This is a genomic window from Phyllobacterium sp. 22552 (assembly GCF_052044585.1).
In the GTDB taxonomy this organism is placed as follows: Bacteria; Pseudomonadota; Alphaproteobacteria; order Rhizobiales; family Rhizobiaceae; genus Phyllobacterium; species Phyllobacterium ifriqiyense.
This window is the reverse complement of the sequence record NZ_JBQENG010000001.1, coordinates 471,923-490,139: the sequence shown is the minus strand read 5'-3', so window position 1 is coordinate 490,139 and position 18,217 is coordinate 471,923. Positions and strand designations below refer to the sequence as shown.

Sequence of the window (18,217 nt, the reverse complement as noted above, 5' to 3'; positions counted from 1 at the left end):
TTGCGTTATGCAAAAATGCATGACAGCAGATTAGCATGCTAAATCAAAGCATTATACCTTGAGCGCATTGAGAAATCTTTCCACAGAGCCCGCCATCCCATGTATTAAAGCATCCGCTGTGAGGCCGTGACCAATGGAAACTTCGGCAAGTTTTGGCACTTTCTTCACCAGCGCAGGTAAATTTGCTACCGTCAGATCATGTCCGGCATTCACCGCAATACCCGCTTTCGCTGCTGCAGATGCCGTAACGCCCAGCTTCTCAAGTTCAATTAGCGCGCCGTTTGGATCATCATACATTGAGCCATAAGGGCCAGTGTAAAGTTCAATTCGATCAGCGCCAAGTTCTTTTGCGGCCAGCGGCGTCTCCGGATCCGGATCAACAAAAAGGGAGACTCGCATGCCGCGGTTTTTCAAATCCCGAATAATAGGCGTCAGAAATTCTGCGTTGCGCTCCAAGTCCCAACCATGATCGGACGTCGATTGGGCTGGATCATCCGGCACCAGCGTCACCTGTTCTGGTTCATTCCTGGTAACCAGTTCGAGAAATTCACTGGTTGGATAACCCTCAATATTGAACTCTGCTTCAGGAAACTCATCATCAATGAGGGCACGAATTTCCGGAAGGTCGGCAAACCGGATATGCCGTTCATCGGGCCGGGGATGCACCGTTAATCCGGAAGCCCCCGCAGCCAATGCTATACGGCCGATACCGATGACATTTGGCCAAGGCAGATCACGGCGGTTCCGCAACATAGCAATTGCGTTCAGATTAACAGACAAAGATGCGGTCATGAAAATATCCGGAGCAGTGTATTTGGGTTTTGTTGTACATGAGTTTGGAGACGCTAAACATGCTTATTTTACGACAGCAGCTCAGACCTCAAGCACCCGACTTAACGGCCTGAATTTTATCGGACAACAGTCAAGCGCTCGGCTGCACGGGTGATGGCCGTATAAAGCCAGCGATCCCGCGTGTCTCGAAATGCATAGCTCTCGTCAAACAGCACAACTTCGTTCCACTGCGAACCCTGTGCCTTATGAGTAGTCAACGCGTAGCCATAATCGAAATCATCGAAACGCTTCTTTGTTTGCCACGGTATCTCTACATCGGGATCGTCAAACTGCGCTTTCAGCAATTTTATTTTCGCGACACCCCGTCCTGGCTCTTCATCTTCCGGTGCAATCAGCAAGTTGATACCAGGTTTTACTGTTTCGCGTGAAGAGGTCATCACCTTCCAAAGCGAACCATTGAGAAGCCCCTTGGCTGGATCGTTACGCAAGCAGACCAGCTTATCGCCTGCCTGCGGAAAGGCAGCCGAAAATCCCTTGAGCTCTCGCAAGCGCTGATTATACCGTTTGCGAGTCCGATTAGTTCCGACCAGAACCTGGTCAGCCCCCAACACCAATTCCTGCGTCACTTCAGATTTGGAGATCACCTTAGCAGCACCATAGTCACCAAATTCAAATTCACGCCCCTCACGAACGTCCAAGGCCAACCGCAAAATTGGATTGTCACGCGCTTGCCGATGAATCTCACTCAATAGAAAGTCAGGCTCATGTTCGGTGAAAAAGCCACCGCCGGATATGGGCGGCAACTGTCCCGGATCACCCAAAACAAGAATTGGCGTTCCGAAACTCATAAGGTCCCGCCCCAATTGCTCATCAACCATCGAGCACTCATCAACGACAATCAATTTTGCCTTTGCTACAGGACTCTGCCTATTGAGAGAAAAGGTTGGCGCGATGCTGGTTTTGCCTGTCGTTTCGTTTTCGACAGCCTCTTCACCGCGCGGCCTATAGATAAGCGAATGCAGCGTGCGCGCGTTCTTGGCGCCCTTGGAACGCAAAACCTGCGCAGCTTTGCCCGTAAACGCAGCAAATTGAACATCGCCTTCGATATGTTCCGCAAAATAACGCGCAAGTGTTGTTTTGCCGGTGCCGGCATAGCCAAACAGCCTGAAAATCGGACTCCGTCCGCTCTTCAGCCATTTTGAGACGGCCTGTAAGGCCTCATCCTGTTGTGGTGACAGTTGCATGATCCTGAGAGACAGGATTCGTAATCAAAGGGCAAGAAAAATGCTGATAAAGGCCATTAGACTATAGATTATCAGGATTCCCGGAACGGATCTGTCCTTCGCCGGCAAGGCCAAATTGCTGGTCCAACATACGAAAACGGTCGCCCTTGACCTGCAACTTCCAGCAAATTTTCTTTTCCTCACCTTCATAAGTGAAACATAGGCTACCTTGGTCCAGCGCCCACTCCCCCGAATATGACATGCCCTTTGTTGCGAGCTCGTCGGGCTTGCAGCATTCGATCATCTTGCCGCGTGATGTGCCGTCAGCGCCAAGATATTCGCTGAAATTAAAGGGCGGCTGCGCTTTGACTTCGCCGGTAAGCGTTGCCCCTGTGACGATCTTACGGAGCTCTTCCTCATTAGGCGTAGGCCAAATATCTGCCTGTGCAAGGGCCTGCGTTACCACAAGTCCTCCAACAAGGGCAGCAAGAACAGAAATACTTCGCAATACTGTCAGCATAGTTTTCATACCCGATCAGGATCATTTTCCAGCCTGATAGGCTGCCCATGAGGCGTTGCCAAGGCAGCGCGTTGCCAGGCACGCGTCAGCAAATCTATATCCGCTTTTGGCGCAACCTTCTTTTCCGTTATGAGCGATTCCAACGCAGCAAGCCAGCATTGATAATAGTCGCTAGGGTCTTCCAGCTCGTCCGACTGTTTTAGTTGGGACGATAAAGCCTGTGCCCACTCGGCCCAGCTGAACAATCCACGCTCATGTAGCGCGACCACCATTGCAAATGCTTCTGCCTGCCAAGGTTGCGCAAAAACCGTTGCTTCTCCTCCAGGGGCGGCGGAATTACCGATCAGATCATGCAAGCTCAATATAATCCTCCCAAGCGTCAATACTGATGGTCAACAAAGGATCTGCGGCAACACCCCAAATTTCTGAAGCTTGAAACACGACGGTATAGACATATTGAGGGTTTTCCCCTTGGCCATGCGCGTTCGTGTCAGGAAACACGAAACCATCGCGAACAGCTTCGATGATACCGGTCTTGCCCCGCGCATAGCGTGGTAGGCGCGTATGAGTCTTAGGATTTAGATTACGGGTTCGCACTCGATCACCCGCTTGGAAACGAGGCTCGGACTTCATCCCCCTGTCGCATGGACCACCTTTAGCGAGCACGGAGGGTACGCTTTCTGCTAATAAGACACGTTTTGGAGTCGCGCCCTTTGTTAAAAACCGCGCCATTCTCAATTCGTCATCTGAAACGAACCCATGTCGCTCCAGGAGAACTTCCAAAGCCTTGATCCAAATTTCATAGTAGGATGACGAATAATAATCGGCTGGATGCAGGCTTTCTCGAGCATGACGGCTTTCATCAATGTTCCAATGCCCCATGCCACCCGCAGCAAGCGTGATGCCTAACGCCCTTTTTTCCCATTCTGCATGAAACAATGGCTCGTTGACTTCAGGGGCAACGGGACCAAATCCCATCTGCCCGCCAAGATCGTGCGGCCCGTTCATGTGTGCCCCGGCGTCAAAGGCAGTCCGGTCCCGATCATTGAATCCCGCGTAACGAGAGCGGCCAGTTGCTCATCATTCAGGTCATCGGAACCTTCAGGGCGCAGTGGCACCACCAGGTAGCGCAGCTCAGCTGTTGAATCCCACACCCGTATCTGGGTGGTTTGAGGCAGAACCAGATCAAATTCGGCGAGAACACCGCGAGGGTCGATCACGGCTTGTGATCGATAAGGTGGCGATTTGTACCAGACTGGAGGTAATCCAAGCACTGACCACGGATAACAAGAGCAAAGTGTGCAAACGACAAGATTATGTGTATCGGCCGTATTGAATACAGCCTGCATATGCTCGCCTTGCCGACCGGTGAATCCAAGTGAAGCGATAGCCGCCGTAGCGTCCCGCTGGAGCCAGTCTGAAAATTCAGGATCGCTCCACGCTTTTGCTACTACCTTGGCGCCATTTCTTGGGCCGATCTTGGTTTCATAAGTCTCGACTATGGCATCTATCGCCAAGGGATCGATCAAACCCTTTTCGGTCAGGATCGTTTCCAGCGCACGCACTCGCGCAGCCATGGGGTCAAGCTCATTATCATGGTGATGGTCGTCGTGATCATGTGGCATGGCAAAATCCTATGCACCTAAAGCCTTAGATGCAAGATCACTTCAACATAGGCCAAAGACTTGCCACCAAGAGAACGGCCATAATGATATTGAACCATTTGAGTCTTACTGGATCGGCAAGCCATCCGCGCATGATCTGGCCAAATGCGGCCCAGCTCGATACAGATGGTATATTGACGACAGCAAAGGCTATGCCGACTATCATCATCGTCGTGAAATAGGCATCCGGCGAGGTATAGGTCGCCATGGCTGTAACGGCCATCACCCACGCCTTGGGGTTGATCCATTGAAAGGCTGCCGCTTCCACAAACGTCATTGGCCGAGCCCTGCTATCAACATTGCTTATGGAGCGAGACATCGCAATTTTATAAGCAAGATAAAGAAGATAGGCTCCGCCTGCGAATTTCAGGACGGTATAAAGCACAGGCATGGTTTCAATTAGTGCGCCAAGTCCGCAGCCGACACCAATCAATAGGGTGAAGAAGCCAGAGCCAATGCCGAACATATGCGGAATGGATCGCCTGAAACCGAAATTAACGCCTGAGGTCAGCAGCATTAAATTGTTCGGTCCCGGCGTTATCGAGGTCACGAAAGCAAAAAGAAGTAGTGTCAGGAAAACATCGAGCGCCATTTAAGAACCAGTCAATGAAAATCCAATATTAAGATCTGGCCTGCCACCGCTCAATATCCAACTTGTCAGGGATACAATTTACCCCTGACAAAAAGAGAATTGATCCTCTGACAGATCACATTCCCAAAGGACCACGGTTCATTGCAGCAACACCGGTCCGGCAGATTTCAACAAGACCAAGCGGCTTCATGATCGCAATAAACTGATCGATTTTCGAACCTTTGCCGGTGATTTCAAAAATGAAGTGCTCGGTTGTGGCATCAGCAACTTTTGCATGAAAAGCATCTGCAAGACGTAATGCTTCATTTCGGTGCTCGCCAAGCCCAGCAACCTTGACCAGTGCCAGTTCGCGCTGGATTGGCCCTGCTTGGCCGAGTTCATCAGCACGGACAGAGAGGTCCACAACACGGTGCACCGGCACGATGCGCTCTAGCTGATGGCGTATCTGGTCAAGAATATGCGGCGTCCCTCGTGTCACAATGGTGATGCGTGACAGATGTTGCTCATGCTCCGTTTCGGAAACCGTCAGGCTTTCGATATTGTAGCCCCGTCCGGAAAAGAGACCGATGACGCGTGCGAGTACACCAGGTTCATTATCCACAAGGACGGACAAGACAGTCGTAACAGGTAGTTCAGTCTCCTTGGCGATGAAATATGCCGAGCCGGAGGCTAGATTTTGAGCGTTCATTCTATTTCTCCGGGTTCTTAAACGAGCTGTCTGCCCTTGGCATCAATAGCGTTTGCAACGGCTTCATCGGTGGCTTCGTCAGGCAGAAGCATCTCATTGTGGGCTTTGCCTGATGGTATCATCGGGAAGCAATTTGCCAGATTGGCAACGCGGCAATCGAAAAGCACAGGCTTTTTGACATCAATCATTTCCTGAATAGCGTCGTCGAGATCGCCAGGCTTTTCACAACGAATACCATGGCCACCATAAGCTTCCGCCAATTTGACAAAGTCCGGCAATGCTTCTGTGTAGGAATGCGACAAGCGATTGCCGTGCAGCAATTGCTGCCACTGACGAACCATACCCATATATTGGTTGTTCAAGATGAAGATCTTGATCGGCGCCTCATATTGAACTGCCGCGCTCATTTCCTGCATGGTCATCTGCACAGACGCATCGCCAGCAATATCGATAACCAACGAGTCAGGATGGGCGATCTGCACCCCCAGCGCCGCCGGCAAACCATATCCCATCGTGCCAAGCCCACCGGATGTCATCCAGCGGTTTGGCTTTTCAAAGCCGTAGAACTGCGCCGCCCACATCTGATGTTGTCCGACTTCCGTCGTAATGTAGGTGTCGCGATCCTTGGTCAGAGCATAGAGGCGTTCAAGCGCGTATTGCGGCATGATAACGTCCTTGTTGCGGGTATAAGACAAGGATTTCCGGCTACGCCACTTGTCAATTTGCAGCCACCAATCATCAATCGCCTTCGCGTCAGGTTTGGTGGATGAAGCACGCAACAAGCGGATCATATCCTCAAGCACCGAGGCAACGTCACCTATCACTGGAATATCGACCCGAACGGCTTTGTTGATTGATGATGGATCGATGTCGATGTGAATCTTTTTCGAATTTGGTGAGAATCCGCTCAGGCGCCCTGTAATGCGGTCATCGAAACGAGCACCAATATTCACCATGACATCACAGTCATGCATGGTCATATTGGCTTCATACGTGCCATGCATGCCGAGCATTCCCAGCCAATTCTTGCCAGAAGCCGGATAAGCGCCAAGCCCCATCAATGTCGATGTGATGGGGAAATTCGTCAGCTGTACCAACTCGCGCAACAATTTGCTTGCTTCATCACCGGAGTTGATAACGCCACCACCCGAATAAATCACCGGGCGCTTTGCCGTCAGCATCAGCGCTACAGCCTGCTTTACGGCTTCGAGGTCTGCCTGGATGGTGGGACGATAACTGGTCCGCGGACTGGTTTCAGGAGGTGTATAAATGCCCGTAGCGAACTGAACGTCCTTGGGAACATCAACCAGAACTGGACCAGGACGTCCGGTGCGAGCGATGTGAAACGCTTCGTGCAATATACGGGAGAGATCGTTTACGTCCTTCACCAGCCAGTTATGTTTGGTGCAAGGACGCGTAATTCCAACGGTATCACATTCTTGAAAAGCATCTGATCCGATCAAACTGGTTGGAACCTGTCCGCTGATGCAAACAAGCGGAATTGAATCCATTAACGCATCTTGAAGTGGGGTAACGGCGTTGGTTGCACCTGGACCGGAAGTAACCAGCATGACACCGACTTTGCCGGTGGAACGAGCATATCCTTCAGCCGCATGACCAGCGCCCTGCTCATGGCGAACGAGAATGTGGTTGATCTTGTCCTGCTGAAAGAGTTCATCATAGATCGGAAGCACAGCACCACCGGGATATCCGAAAATATCGGTCACGCCCTGATCGATAAGAGCCTGCACGACCATTTCGGCGCCAGTCATCTCACGTCGTTGCGAAGTTTTACTGCTATCCTGTTTATCTGCTGTCATCGGTCTCTTCCCGTCTATTCTGCGGCGCAAAGCCTTTCAGAAGGTGCTTTCGTTTAACTGAGATGTAGAAAATAAAAAAGGCCCCCGAGGGAGCCTGTGTTTCGCGCATGGGAGCTTTCGCCGGGTGCTTACAACACCCTGCCCATACGCGGTCCCACGACAATAAGAACTGTTTTCATGGTCGCGGACGATAATTTAGTGATTTCAATCCGTCAACCGGCAAAGTGCAAATCAAGTCAGGTGATTGCGGTCACGGCGATTTAGCATTGGGTCGCTAAGGTATTTTCAATTCCTTGCATGCAAAATAGCCATCTGGCCTCTGTCATCCGACGGGCAATCTAATTGGGACAAACAGCCGATGAGCGCTGAAGCCATGCCTACCGGAGAACCGCGGCCATTTGTTCGCAACAGAGCTGATGGCCACATTATTGAATGCAATGGCCGGACAGCTGTCATTTATGCCCAAACAGGTCCGTCAATAGGTGCTTCCGACGATTACTGGACCGTCGGGCAACTTATCTCCATTCAAGTCGACAACGCCCGGATAGTCGGGCTGATATTCAAAGTTGATTTGCCTGAAACCCGATGGGTTTCAGGTTCGGATCAGGATGTGCATGTGCACGTCGAACTTGTCGGACAGGTCAACACGGATACGAATGACAAACTGACATTTTCGTCGGGCATCGCAAACTATCCTCATATGGGGGCGATAGCGCATCGTATTCGCGCAACTGATCTGGCCACGATTTACACCGCAAGTCTCAAGAATGCAGTTTCAATAGGACATCTATCGCAGAACGCATCAATCTCTGCCCTGATTTCCATCGAAAGTTTGATTACCCGCCACTTTGCCGTTCTTGGCAGCACAGGCGTCGGAAAATCGAGCGCAGTTTCGCTTCTTTTGCGCAAGATCATCAAGCAGCGCCCAGAACTTCGAATCCTGATCCTTGATCCACATAATGAATTTGCCAGCGCATTTCCCAAAAATGCAATCTCAATAGACCATAATACGTTTGATATGCCCTACTGGTTGTTCAAACTCGAAGAGTTTGCGGAGGCCGTATTCCGGGGACGCCCTGTCATCGCCGGTGAAGTAGATGCCTTGAGGGATTTGATCCCCATGGCCAAGGAACAATTTGCAAATTCAGAGCAACCCGTAGCTCCTTCACTCCTAAAAAGAGACCGGGATTACACATCAATGACGGCTGATACGCCGGCACCCTATCGAATAGCTGACCTGATCAAGTTGATTGATGAACGCATTGGCCAACTCGAAGGCAAGGCTGATAGACCAGTCATGAAGGCTTTGAAACAACGTCTTCAGGCATTGATCGCTGATCCTCGTTATCGGTTCATGTTTACCGCCCCAACGACAATGGACACTATGCGGCAGACCATCAGTCATATTTTCCGCATACCGGCAAATGATAAACCTATCTGCGTTTTTCAGCTGGCCGGATTGCCATCAGAAGTCGTGAACTCTGTTGCGTCCGTATTGTGCCGAATGGCCTTTGATCTGGCTGTTTCAAGCGATGGCACCCTGCAGACATTGGTCGTGTGCGAAGAGGCGCATCGCTACATTCCAGCAAACCCGGACGCCGGATTTTTGCCAACCCGGCAAGCGATCGCCCGTATAGCAAAGGAAGGCCGAAAATATGGGGTTTATCTAGGTGTGATCACGCAACGTCCGGGAGAACTCGATTCCACGATTCTATCGCAATGCAGTACTGTTTTCGCCATGCGGCTGGGAAACGAACGCGATCAGGAAATTATTCGTGGCGCAATCACCGGCGCTTCACAAAGTACAGTCGGCTTTCTGTCATCAATCGCAAATCGTGAGGCCATTGCCTTTGGTGAAGCAGTTCCCACGCCGATGCGTATGATATTCGAGACAATAGCCCCGGAAGACCTTCCTGCGGCAAATATGACGAAGAAGCAAGAATTGGCAAAACCAGACAGTCAGCACTTGAGTCTTGATAGCGTGCTAATGCGAATGCGCCAGCTCAATGCCGCTGACGGCATGGCGAAAGACGATATAGACTCGGCATTTCAAACATTTGAGTCCCCCTTGGCCGCACCCAAACCGCAGCCGGAAAAGATTCAATGGCGCAGTACGGAACCGGTCGTGCGGACGGAACAAAGCCAGCCCACTGTTGAAGGCTTTCGCGCAAGCGATCTGATCCGAACATTCCGCAACGATAAAACCTGATAAATCAGGGATATGGCACTCTTTCCCAATCGTCGCCAAGTTGATTGCGAAACCAGGTCATTTGCCGTTTTGCATATTGCCGCGTGGCAATTGTCGCAAGTTCCGCAGCTTGCTCGGCTCTTATTCTTCCGGCCAATACTTCTGCTATTTCCTTAACGCCAATGGCGCGCATGGCTGGCAGTTCTTGTGAAAGTCCAAGCGATAACAAGGACTTGACCTCCTCGATAGCCCCCTCTTCCATCATTGCTTCAAAACGCTTGGCAATACGCGAACCTAGCCACTGCCGATCCGGTTCAATAATGATCTTTCTGGCAGTTGCAGCATTAATCAACGCCCGGCCAGTTTCCTTCTGCCATTCAATGATGGAGCGGCCTGAAGTATCGAAAACTTCAAGCGCACGAACAATTCGCTGACTATCCGTCGGGCGAAGTGATGCGGCAGCCAAAGGGTCTTTCAGCACCAGCATTTCATGGAGTTTTTCCGCTCCCAGTTCACCATCCTGCTTGCGCCAAAAAGAGCGGACAGCCTCTGGGATAGCCGGCATCGTTGAAAGACCGCCGAGGAGTGCACGAAAGTAAAGCCCGGTACCGCCAGCAAAAATCAAAGTCTTTTCAAAGAGTTCCGGAGACTTCAAAAGTCCCTCGACATCGGAAAACCAGCGCCCTGTCGAATAGGCTAAGGAGGGCGAGACGTGTCCATAAAGATAATGAGGCACTCGCTCCAACTCAGCTTTGCCCGGACGCGCGGTCAGCTGTTCCAGCACATTGTAAACTTGCATGGAATCCGTATTGATGATTACGCCATTCAATTCTTCGGCTAAACGAAGCGCGAGCGCTGACTTGCCGCTGGCCGTTGGTCCGGCTATCAGGATTATCTGTCTGTTCAAATCACTGCCCAAATGGAAATCGCCCCATGCCTCTAATGGCTACGCTCATTGCAAATCCTGCCGCATCCAATCTTACACCATCATTGGGGATTAAAGCTTCGGCTGCAGTCAATGCAACAGGTCTTTATTGGCTGGCCGATGGAATTGCCTGTGACATCACCTTGAAAGACACCAGCGACCTTGACGAAGCCAGAGGCCTACTTGCTCGCGCGCTGGACGGTGAACCAATTGATATTGTTATTCAAAATCAGGATAGCAGGCGCAAAAAAATTCTGATTGCAGACATGGATTCAACCATGATTCAGCAGGAGTGTATTGATGAACTGGCCGAGGAAGCCGGGTTGCGCGATGAGGTAGCGGCAATCACCGCGCGAGCCATGAATGGCGAAATCGAGTTCGAACCGGCATTGCGGGAGCGCGTTGCCCTACTGGAGGGCCTGTCATATTCGGTCATCGATAAAGTGATCGCAAGCCGGATTACACTGATGCCGGGCGGACCGGAACTTGTCAGAACCATGAAGAAACACGGCGCCTACACCGCTCTCGTTTCCGGCGGCTTTACCGTATTCACACAACGTATCGCCGAGATGATCGGGTTTAACGAAAATAGCGCTAACATATTGATAAACAATGGAGAAACGCTAACAGGCAAAGTCCAGGAACCCATTCTTGGCCGCGCTGCGAAGGTGGCCGCATTAAGCAGCATTTGCGAGCGTTTTGGCTTTGTGCCGGAAGAAGCGATCGCAGTGGGCGATGGCGCTAATGATCTTGATATGTTGCAACTTGCAGGAACGGGTGTCGCTCTTCATGCAAAACCAGTAGTTGCCGAACAGGCCAAGGTTCGAATCGACCACGGGGATTTGACCGCTCTGCTCTATATTCAAGGCTACCGAAAGTCCGACTTCCTTATCTAAGTGCACTCGCCTACCCGCAACTATTTTTCACGCTCTGGTAGAAAAATTTCAGCAAAAATCGAGCATTTTTCAGCAACTTTCAGGAATTATGCTTCGAAATGAACCTGTATCGGTAAAAACCTCGACCGATCAGGGCACTTTCGTACGCAGATTGCGATTCCCAGTGCTCAGTCCATTTGCAAAGTTACAAATCGCAACTCGCCCGTCTTGGATGCGAGCATGAGGAGCGCATTCTTGCGGCCCTCATCGCGCAGTTTTTCGATACGTGCTGCAACATCCTCCGGAGTCGAAACTGTCTCCTGTGCAATATCGACAATTACATCCCCCGCTTGTATCCGCTTATTGCCTGCAACCGAGTCATCCTGGACTTCTGTTACGAGCACGCCCTCGACTTCTTTGGAGATCCCGAATGACTTGCGGGTATCTTCGTCCAGCACGCCCAGGGTCATCCCCAAGACATCAACGCCCTGAATGGCGCCGTCTTCATCCTGATCAGAATCAACAGGTTTCTTGGGAGCTTGTTCACTGTCCTCCAGACGACCAAGCGTGACCTTTACTGTCTGCTCCTTGCCCTTACGAACAACGACGACATCCACTTCCTTGCCTACGGGGCTTTCAGCAACAACGCGCGGCAGATCTTTGACAGTTGCCACTTCTTTGCCATCGAAGCGAATAATCACATCACCTGCAAGGATGGAGCCATTGGCGACAGGACCGCCATCAATGATACCGGCAACCAATGCACCCTTGCTGGTGGTCATCCCTAGACTTTCCGCAATATCGTCCGTCACGGGTTGAATACGCACACCCAGCCAGCCGCGACGAGTTTCACCAAATTCCCGCAATTGGGCAATCACGCCGGACGCCAATTCGGCAGGAATGGCAAAGCCGATACCAATTGAGCCACCGGTAGGCGAGATAATCGCGGTATTGATACCGATGACCTGTCCATACATATCAAACAGCGGCCCGCCGGAATTACCGCGATTGATCGCTGCATCGGTCTGGATAAAATTGTCATAGGGGCCAGAATTAATATCGCGGTTGCGTGCAGAAACAATTCCGACTGTCACAGTGCCACCGAAACCAAAGGGATTACCGATTGCCATAACCCAATCGCCAATGCGCGTTTTCGAAGAATCGCCAAATTTCACAGCAACAAGCTTGTGCTTCTTCGGATCAACCTTGAGAACGGCAAGGTCCGTCTTGGTATCTTTACCGACCAATTCGGCTTTCAGTTTCGAGCCATCACTAAAGTTGACCTCGATTTCGTCTGCATCAGCGATCACATGATTATTGGTTACGATAATGCCCTCTTGGGCATCAACGACGAAACCTGAACCCAATGACTGGACCTGACGGGATGGATTGTTTTGCCCCGGTTGTTGCTTACCGAAATAGTCATTGAAGAATTCCTGAAAGGGCGAGCCCTCGGGAACTTTCGGCATCGGGATCGGACCAGAATCCCCGTCCTGTCCCTTAACGGTCTGCGATGTGGAAATATTCACCACAGCGCCCAGGAGACCCTCGGCAAGATCGGCCACAGAAGCCGGGCCCTGCGCTCTTGGCTGCGCACTATTGGGAACAGTTGGCGCCTGCGTCTGCGCATTTGCCACCGTGACGAGTGCCGGTGGAAATCCGGTGGCTGCCAAGGCAGTCAATGCAATTGCGGCTGTAGCAGAACGGAGTGCTTTGCGGGCAGTGCTAAAAACCATGACAACAGGCCTTTTCAATAAGGTCGGAATATTTCAGGCCAGCAGAACCACCACTATGGTCGAAAGTATGGCCGGACAGGGCAAATTTTATTTATATAGAGCCAATTCTGTTTCACGGATAACGAGACAATCCACGCGGAAGGCAGCGAGGTCGATGTCGTTCCATCGAACGAACTGCCTGACCCGCAGAATGACTCTCTGTAAACAAAACCTGCTCTAGCTATTTCAACGTTTATTTGGTTGGAGTTCAACTCAAGATTTGCTGATTGAGATCGACAGCAATATTCAGCTCTAACCGCGGACCAGCCAAACAACGGCCACGCCAATTGCAATCGATGCAACGCCAGCTACACGCAGGAAACCATCGGGTTGCTCGCTGACATCGCGAGCAACCCGTTTAGCTACAATTGGAAAACACCCGTAGAGCAATCCTTCAAAAACAAGGAACAGTCCGACGGCATCCAAAAAATCAGTCATCAGCCGATCCTGCCCCTATTGAGGGGCAGGTGTTGTTGCAGCAGGCGCAGGCGGTGTGGAACCGCTAACTGGCGGCAATGCTCCACCAGCATCCTGGAAGTAACGGAAAAACTCGGAGTTAGGTGAAAGTACCATCGTCGTTCCGGTGTTTTCCAGTGCAGTGCCATAGGCCGACATTGACCTATAGAAAGCAAAGAAATCGGGATCTTTCGAGAATACATCCGCGAAGATACGGCTGCGTTCCCCTTCACCCTGACCGCGGATAATTTCCGATTCCTTGCGGGCTTCGGCAACGATCTCAACCACCTGACGATCGGCAATCGCCTTGATCCGCTGTGCAGCTTCACGGCCACGCGCACGCAGACGTTCAGCTTCAGCAAGACGCTCGGCGCTCATACGGGCAAAGGTCTGCTGGGATACTTCCTGAGTTAGATCCGTACGGCGAATACGTACATCGGTGATCTGCAATCCAAGCGATTCAGAGTCAGGACGCAATTGTTCACGCACCTCAAGCATCATGCCTGCACGTTCATCCGACAAAGCAGCTTCAAAGCCGCGCAAGCCGTAAACGCCACGCAGGGCTGCATCAAGACGCGTGCGTAGGCGGGCTTCCGCCAGAGTCACGTCGCCCGAAACGGTCTGACGGAATTTACGAGGATCGGTGATGCGATAGACGAGGAAGGCATCGACTTCGTAGAACTTGCCGCCCGAAACCTGAACACGGATATTATCGAGTTCAAAGCTGAGAGCACGATTTTCGATCATCTGAACATTATCTGCTTCAAGAAAGCCGAAAGGCATTTTGAAATAGATACCGGGCTCGGATTCCACATCGACAATTTCACCGAAGCGCAGAACGATGGCCTGCTGACCGGCGCGTACAACAAAGATTGACGCATAAACAAGAAGCGCAGCGAAGAGGATTACACCGACATAAATCGGGAGACGATTCTGGTTCATCACTGTGCTCCTCCGGTCGCGGGTTTCGCCTGTTTGCTCAGTTCCGGCAATGGTAGATAGGGAACAACGCCCTGCCCGTTCTGATCAACAATGACCTTGGTAGAGTCTTTCAGCACACGCTCCATGGTTTCAAGGAAAAGACGCTTACGGGTAACTTCCGGCGCCTTGACATATTCATCGTAGACTGAGGTAAAGCGCTGGGCCTCACCCGCTGCTTCCTGAACGATACGGTTTTTATAAGCCGCAGCATCTTCACGAATCTGCGCGCCCTCACCGCGAGCCTGACCAAGCTTCTGGTTGGAATATTGATTGGATTCCTCAACGAAACGATCTTCGTCCTGTTCAGCACGCTGAACTTCGTCGAAGGCGTCTGCAACTTCGCGCGGTGGAGCTGCATCTTCAATTGAAAGAGCATTAATAGCAATGCCAGCGCCATATTCATCAAGCGTTTTCTGGATAATGTTGCGCACGTCGTTGGCAATGCCTGCGCGATTATCACGGAAAATATCCTGAGCTGGACTGCGGCCAACGATCTCGCGCATAGCGCTTTCAGAAACCTGCTGTACCAGATTTTCCGGATTTTCGACCTTGAACAGATAGGAAACCGGATCGGAAACACGATAAAGCACCGAGAACTGAACATCGACGATGTTCTGGTCACCCGAAAGCATCAGGCCTTCCTTGGCGCCGCGTGTACCTTGTCCGCCAATATTCTTCTGCTTTTCAACAATCTCCACCTTTTCGTAGGATTCGATTGGCCAGAAGTGGAAATGCAAGCCAGGCTCGGAAATATCGGTCTTCGGTTTACCAAAACGCAGTTCGACTGCACGTTCGTCTGGCTGAACAGTATAAACAGACTGGAAAACCCAGAAAGCCACAAGGGCAAGTCCGATCAGGCCCCAGATAGCTGGACTACCGCCGGTGCCACCGGGGATTGCTTGCCGCAGACGGTCTTGACCGCGGCGGAAAATGTCTTCGAGGTCCGGAGGCGTCTTGCCTCCACCGCCACCTTGCGGTTTTTGACCCCAAGGGCCACCACCACCGCCATTATTATTACCGCCACCGCCCCAAGGGCCGCCGCCACCGTTCTGATTACTCCAGGGCATTCCTACCTCTTAATTTGAACGAAAATCACCACCCTGTGGCTACCCCTCGCAGCACATGCCCCTAAAAACCGGAATCGATTTTTAGAATGGGCCATGCGCTATTTTAACGCTCTACTGAGACCTTTGCGTCGCCATTCTGACACGGGACGCAGTAGCTCAACATCCCGTTTATAGGGATGGCGAGGTTGGCTTTCAACGCACACCGATGCTTTTCTGAGCCTTTTGCTGAAAAACCAAACAATTATCGTCAGTTATCACAATATTTTCATAATATGAGGCGTGTCGGCAAGCTTAATGGCGACGCTCGTAGACGACATAGCGTGTCGGATAGTTGTCTTTTTCCCCAGCGGGAAATTCTTCGCTGGACGATTCCGACCAGATGGCAGGATCGATCTCAGGAAAATGGACATCGCCTTCCACGCTCGCAAGCACCCATGTCACATACAACCTGTCAGCGCGGTTGAGGCATTGCCGGAAGATCTCGCCGCCGCCGATAATGCAAATCTCATTGACCTGATCAGCGCCCGCGTGGCTGCCCGCAATCAGCAGCGCTTCGTCAACGGACCTGGCCGAGACTACCCCCTCGACATTGAAAGCTGGATCGCGCGTAATGACGATATTTGTGCGTCCCGGCAAAGGCTTGCCAAGCGAATCCCATGTCTTGCGACCCATGATGATGGGCTTGCCCATGGTAATCGCCTTGAACCGCTTCAAATCCGAAGATAATCGCCATGGCAGATCATTATCCCGTCCAATCACACCATTCTGCGCAATGGCAACTACAAAGCTGATCATTCAGTCTTATTCCTCTTCAGAAGCAGTATTTCCAAATCGCGCTCGGGCCAGAAATCTTCAGCAGTCATCTCAAAGGTTGTGGGACCGGTTTTTCTGACATTCTGCCCACAAAAACTGATCAGATTCTCCGTGTCGCCCTTATCGATCGTAAGTTTGAACTTCTTGATGGGGCCTGCCCAATTACCACCTGTGGTAAGGATATATGATATCCAGTTTTCATAGAGCACGGTTCGTTCGGGCCCAGCCTTCTTGACGATTTTTGCAACGCTTTGATTGAAGCTCTTGTCACGGCAATACTTCTGCGCGTGGTCAAAATTGGGGCCATGGGTACTGTTATCATCGGGATCAAAATTCAGGCTGACAGTTCCGCCGACACTGGGCTTGTAGCGATGCGATACACGCACATCCTTTCCTGCCGGAAAATGGCCCACCCACCAATAGGTCGACTTGAGCAACCAGCCCGGTGCAAATTCAGAATCATCACTATTTTGGAGAATACCGCGTTTCAGCCAATCCTGTTTTGTGGCGGTATCCAACTTGTCAATCGCCGCTTGGACCGAAGCATTTTGCGGTGACACTGGAATTGCACTCGAAATGAGGGCGTCAGTAACATCAAGACCGCCGGCCAAGCCACGCTGTTGCAGCTCGGGCTTGATCGGCTTGCCATCAATGGCGACTGTAAAGTCCAGAAAATTGTCCGAGCCCATATCCGGAATGGCAATATCGGATTCGTAACGGGGTTCGAGATCAGGCATGGGGAAAGCAATAATGTTCTCCACATCGCCATCCGAATTGTTTCTGAACACATAATCGACGCGTATCTCGTTTTCCGAAATGAACAGGTCTTCCTGTTCCATGGAAATGATTGAATTGCGCGTGTAGATCAGACCGCCAGTTCCCACCGATGCGGTTGTATCATTAGCCAGACCTGGCGATGAAATCAGAAGCAGCAATGTCTGAAGAGCGACGAGAGACAATCTGACAGTCATTTTCACTCTCCGCGAAGATGGTCCAGAGCATTTTCAACTAAAACGATGTCATGAATCGCTCTAGACGGCGATGGGCGCCTTAATGGCCGGCTCAGCGACGTAATCAACGAGACGGAAGTCATCATATTTAAAAGCAAAGAGATCAGTCACATCAGGATTGATCTGCATAATAGGCAATGGACCCGGCTTGCGCGCAAGTTGTAATCGCGCCTGCTCGAAATGGTTTGCATAAAGATGCGCATCGCCCAGAGTGTGAACAAAATCACCCGGTTTCAAACCTGTCACCTGAGCGATCATCATCGTCAACAGCGCATAAGAGGCGATGTTGAACGGAACGCCCAGAAAAATATCGGCGGATCGTTGGTAAAGCTGGCAGGACAGTTTGCCATCAGACACATAAAACTGGAACAGGCAGTGGCATGGCGGCAGCGCCATCTCGTCTACAAGCGCGGGATTCCATGCCGAAACGATCAGACGCCGTGAATTGGGGTTGTTCCGTATGGCACTCAGTAGCCCGGCAATCTGGTCAATATGCCCGCCATCCGGTGTCGGCCATGAGCGCCATTGATAGCCATAGACGGGGCCGAGATCGCCGTTTTCGTCAGCCCATTCGTCCCAAATCGTTACGCCATTATCACGCAGATAGGCAATGTTGGTGTCGCCTTTCAGGAACCACAACAACTCGTGGATAATCGACTTGAGATGCAGTTTCTTCGTGGTGAGAACGGGAAACCCTGCGGCCAGATCAAATCGCATTTGATAGCCGAAAACCGAACGCGTGCCCGTGCCCGTGCGATCACCACGGTCGGCACCGTTGTCAAGGACGTGCTGTAGAAGATCAAGATAAGTGCGCATCGTTTCTCTTTA

General features: G+C 51.4%; 19 protein-coding genes. 2 read left to right on the top strand and 17 right to left on the bottom strand.

The features are described from left to right. Positions 1-51: 51 nt before the first annotated feature. From ACTJI9_RS02470 to ACTJI9_RS02430, 9 genes are all read right to left on the bottom strand, one after another. A complete protein-coding gene (locus ACTJI9_RS02470; protein WP_115052610.1) occupies positions 52-792 on the bottom strand; it encodes a pyridoxine 5'-phosphate synthase in 741 nt (246 codons plus the stop codon). Between the two features lie 116 nt (positions 793-908). Further along, entirely contained in the window at positions 909-2,036 is a 1,128-nt protein-coding gene (locus tag ACTJI9_RS02465; RefSeq protein WP_440805772.1) for an ATP-dependent DNA helicase, read from the bottom strand. A gap of 61 nt (positions 2,037-2,097) precedes the next feature. Further along, positions 2,098-2,544, bottom strand: coding sequence for a hypothetical protein (locus tag ACTJI9_RS02460; protein ID WP_115052608.1), 447 nt, complete (start codon positions 2,542-2,544; stop codon positions 2,098-2,100). Then, positions 2,541-2,897, bottom strand: coding sequence for a nitrile hydratase accessory protein (locus ACTJI9_RS02455; RefSeq protein ID WP_336439811.1), 357 nt, complete (start codon positions 2,895-2,897; stop codon positions 2,541-2,543). Before ACTJI9_RS02455 ends, ACTJI9_RS02460 begins: the two co-directional genes overlap by 4 nt. Then, a complete protein-coding gene (nthB, locus tag ACTJI9_RS02450; protein ID WP_440805768.1) occupies positions 2,884-3,543 on the bottom strand; it encodes a nitrile hydratase subunit beta in 660 nt (219 codons plus the stop codon). Before nthB ends, ACTJI9_RS02455 begins: the two co-directional genes overlap by 14 nt. After that, positions 3,540-4,160 carry a nitrile hydratase subunit alpha gene (gene nthA, locus ACTJI9_RS02445; RefSeq protein WP_115052606.1) on the bottom strand — a complete coding sequence of 207 codons (621 nt, stop codon included), beginning with the start codon at positions 4,158-4,160 and terminating at the stop codon, positions 3,540-3,542. The genes nthB and nthA overlap by 4 nt, the downstream gene beginning before the upstream one ends. 37 nt (positions 4,161-4,197) lie before the next feature. Further along, entirely contained in the window at positions 4,198-4,791 is a 594-nt protein-coding gene (locus ACTJI9_RS02440; RefSeq protein WP_354344099.1) for a LysE family translocator, read from the bottom strand. A 115-nt stretch (positions 4,792-4,906) separates the two neighbouring features. After that, entirely contained in the window at positions 4,907-5,479 is a 573-nt protein-coding gene (gene ilvN / locus ACTJI9_RS02435) for an acetolactate synthase small subunit (protein ID WP_115052604.1), read from the bottom strand. Between the two features lie 17 nt (positions 5,480-5,496). Further along, complete coding sequence (locus ACTJI9_RS02430) at positions 5,497-7,299, bottom strand: acetolactate synthase 3 large subunit (RefSeq protein ID WP_307286106.1); 1,803 nt, start codon at positions 7,297-7,299, stop codon at positions 5,497-5,499. Positions 7,300-7,657: 358 nt separating this feature from the next. On the opposite strand from ACTJI9_RS02430, the gene ACTJI9_RS02425 reads away from it, so the two are divergent. Beyond that, positions 7,658-9,508, top strand: coding sequence for an ATP-binding protein (locus ACTJI9_RS02425; RefSeq protein ID WP_440805763.1), 1,851 nt, complete (start codon positions 7,658-7,660; stop codon positions 9,506-9,508). A 4-nt stretch (positions 9,509-9,512) separates the two neighbouring features. Here the strand turns inward: ACTJI9_RS02425 and miaA are convergent, their stop codons facing one another. Then, positions 9,513-10,406, bottom strand: coding sequence for a tRNA (adenosine(37)-N6)-dimethylallyltransferase MiaA (gene miaA / locus ACTJI9_RS02420; protein WP_370878831.1), 894 nt, complete (start codon positions 10,404-10,406; stop codon positions 9,513-9,515). A gap of 14 nt (positions 10,407-10,420) precedes the next feature. Between miaA and serB the strand changes: the two genes are divergently transcribed. After that, the gene (gene serB / locus ACTJI9_RS02415; protein WP_440805761.1) at positions 10,421-11,308 is read left to right on the top strand and encodes a phosphoserine phosphatase SerB; all 888 of its coding nucleotides are present in this window, start codon (positions 10,421-10,423) and stop codon (positions 11,306-11,308) included. Between the two features lie 167 nt (positions 11,309-11,475). On the opposite strand, the gene ACTJI9_RS02410 is transcribed toward serB, so the two are convergent. The 7 genes from ACTJI9_RS02410 to ACTJI9_RS02380 all read right to left on the bottom strand — a co-directional run bounded on the left by ACTJI9_RS02410 (position 11,476) and on the right by ACTJI9_RS02380 (position 18,205). Next, a complete protein-coding gene (locus ACTJI9_RS02410) occupies positions 11,476-12,969 on the bottom strand; it encodes a DegQ family serine endoprotease (RefSeq protein ID WP_370878872.1) in 1,494 nt (497 codons plus the stop codon). Between the two features lie 345 nt (positions 12,970-13,314). After that, positions 13,315-13,500, bottom strand: coding sequence for a DUF2065 domain-containing protein (locus ACTJI9_RS02405; RefSeq protein ID WP_115052599.1), 186 nt, complete (start codon positions 13,498-13,500; stop codon positions 13,315-13,317). Positions 13,501-13,515: 15 nt separating this feature from the next. Then, complete coding sequence (hflC, locus tag ACTJI9_RS02400) at positions 13,516-14,460, bottom strand: protease modulator HflC (RefSeq protein WP_115052598.1); 945 nt, start codon at positions 14,458-14,460, stop codon at positions 13,516-13,518. After that, positions 14,460-15,566: an FtsH protease activity modulator HflK gene (hflK, locus tag ACTJI9_RS02395; protein ID WP_115052597.1), complete on the bottom strand. Its 1,107-nt coding sequence runs from the start codon at positions 15,564-15,566 to the stop codon at positions 14,460-14,462. The genes hflC and hflK overlap by 1 nt, the downstream gene beginning before the upstream one ends. A 291-nt stretch (positions 15,567-15,857) precedes the next feature. Beyond that, complete coding sequence (locus ACTJI9_RS02390; protein ID WP_115052596.1) at positions 15,858-16,361, bottom strand: dihydrofolate reductase; 504 nt, start codon at positions 16,359-16,361, stop codon at positions 15,858-15,860. Next, a complete protein-coding gene (locus tag ACTJI9_RS02385) occupies positions 16,358-17,350 on the bottom strand; it encodes a DUF4424 domain-containing protein (protein ID WP_440805757.1) in 993 nt (330 codons plus the stop codon). The genes ACTJI9_RS02390 and ACTJI9_RS02385 overlap by 4 nt, the downstream gene beginning before the upstream one ends. Positions 17,351-17,410: 60 nt before the next feature. After that, positions 17,411-18,205 (bottom strand): thymidylate synthase, encoded by a 795-nt coding sequence (locus tag ACTJI9_RS02380; protein ID WP_115052594.1) that lies wholly within the window; start codon positions 18,203-18,205, stop codon positions 17,411-17,413. Positions 18,206-18,217 lie beyond the last annotated feature (12 nt).

Bases quoted from the DNA above. Each gene is read 5' to 3' on its own strand.
- ACTJI9_RS02470 (WP_115052610.1), bottom strand. From the start codon at position 792: ATGACCGCATCTTTGTCTGTTAATCTGAACGCAATTGCTATGTTGCGG.
- ACTJI9_RS02465 (WP_440805772.1), bottom strand. From the start codon at position 2,036: ATGCAACTGTCACCACAACAGGATGAGGCCTTACAGGCCGTCTCAAAA.
- ACTJI9_RS02460 (WP_115052608.1), bottom strand. From the start codon at position 2,544: ATGAAAACTATGCTGACAGTATTGCGAAGTATTTCTGTTCTTGCTGCC.
- nthB (WP_440805768.1), bottom strand. From the start codon at position 3,543: ATGAACGGGCCGCACGATCTTGGCGGGCAGATGGGATTTGGTCCCGTT.
- nthA (WP_115052606.1), bottom strand. From the start codon at position 4,160: ATGCCACATGATCACGACGACCATCACCATGATAATGAGCTTGACCCC.
- ACTJI9_RS02440 (WP_354344099.1), bottom strand. From the start codon at position 4,791: ATGGCGCTCGATGTTTTCCTGACACTACTTCTTTTTGCTTTCGTGACC.
- ilvN (WP_115052604.1), bottom strand. From the start codon at position 5,479: ATGAACGCTCAAAATCTAGCCTCCGGCTCGGCATATTTCATCGCCAAG.
- ACTJI9_RS02430 (WP_307286106.1), bottom strand. From the start codon at position 7,299: ATGACAGCAGATAAACAGGATAGCAGTAAAACTTCGCAACGACGTGAG.
- ACTJI9_RS02425 (WP_440805763.1), top strand. From the start codon at position 7,658: ATGAGCGCTGAAGCCATGCCTACCGGAGAACCGCGGCCATTTGTTCGC.
- serB (WP_440805761.1), top strand. From the start codon at position 10,421: ATGCCTCTAATGGCTACGCTCATTGCAAATCCTGCCGCATCCAATCTT.
- ACTJI9_RS02405 (WP_115052599.1), bottom strand. From the start codon at position 13,500: ATGACTGATTTTTTGGATGCCGTCGGACTGTTCCTTGTTTTTGAAGGA.
- hflC (WP_115052598.1), bottom strand. From the start codon at position 14,460: ATGAACCAGAATCGTCTCCCGATTTATGTCGGTGTAATCCTCTTCGCT.
- hflK (WP_115052597.1), bottom strand. From the start codon at position 15,566: ATGCCCTGGAGTAATCAGAACGGTGGCGGCGGCCCTTGGGGCGGTGGC.
- ACTJI9_RS02390 (WP_115052596.1), bottom strand. From the start codon at position 16,361: ATGATCAGCTTTGTAGTTGCCATTGCGCAGAATGGTGTGATTGGACGG.
- ACTJI9_RS02385 (WP_440805757.1), bottom strand. From the start codon at position 17,350: ATGACTGTCAGATTGTCTCTCGTCGCTCTTCAGACATTGCTGCTTCTG.
- ACTJI9_RS02380 (WP_115052594.1), bottom strand. From the start codon at position 18,205: ATGCGCACTTATCTTGATCTTCTACAGCACGTCCTTGACAACGGTGCC.